Annotated in this window: 1 protein-coding gene; it reads right to left on the reverse strand. The window is 69.2% G+C overall.

Annotated features, from left to right (window positions below):
* A partial coding sequence (locus MSA03_RS14290) for a helix-turn-helix domain-containing protein (protein WP_147051533.1) occupies positions 1 to 484 on the reverse strand: 484 nt, incomplete at its 3' end.
* Positions 485 to 601: the final 117 nt, after the last annotated feature.

Raw genomic sequence — 601 nt, forward strand, 5'->3', positions numbered from 1 at the left:
CGGCTAGCCGCTCCAGTTCGGGCTTGATCGCGCGCCACAGCGTCCACCACCCGACCCCGAGCTGACGAGCCAAGCCCGTGATCGTGGCGTGCTCACGCCGTAGTTGCTCGGTCGCCCATCCGATCGCCCGAGTCGTGATCGACCCCCGCGCCGCAACCAGGTCCGGGACCTGCTCGAAGAACACCGCTCGTGCGCAGGCCGTGTCGGGGCAGCGCCACACCCGCTGACGCCACACGACCACGACACCCACACCTGCGTGGGGAACGTCGTGCAGCACCCGCCGCCTGCGGCCACGACTGGGAGCGACAACACCGCAGTCCGGGCAGCCCATCAACTGCCACGGCGTCGAGACCGTCACCGTGACCCTGTCGGGGCGACGCTCGACGGCTTCTACCTGCACACGCTCCACGCCGAAGATGGCATCGCAGCGCGGGCACGGCCGGGTGGTGGTGGGTGCGTCAGCACACCCCGTAGCGTGAGACACGTCGAGGTCCTCGAGATTCGATCAGGCAGCTTGGTCGCTCCTGATCCTCGGGGACCTCGACCCCTACCCGCGACCAGTGGCCCGCCACGACTCACTCCCCACCAGATCGTCGAAGAG

The organism is Microbacterium saccharophilum, from assembly GCF_007992455.1.
GTDB lineage: Bacteria > Actinomycetota > Actinomycetes > Actinomycetales > Microbacteriaceae > Microbacterium > Microbacterium saccharophilum.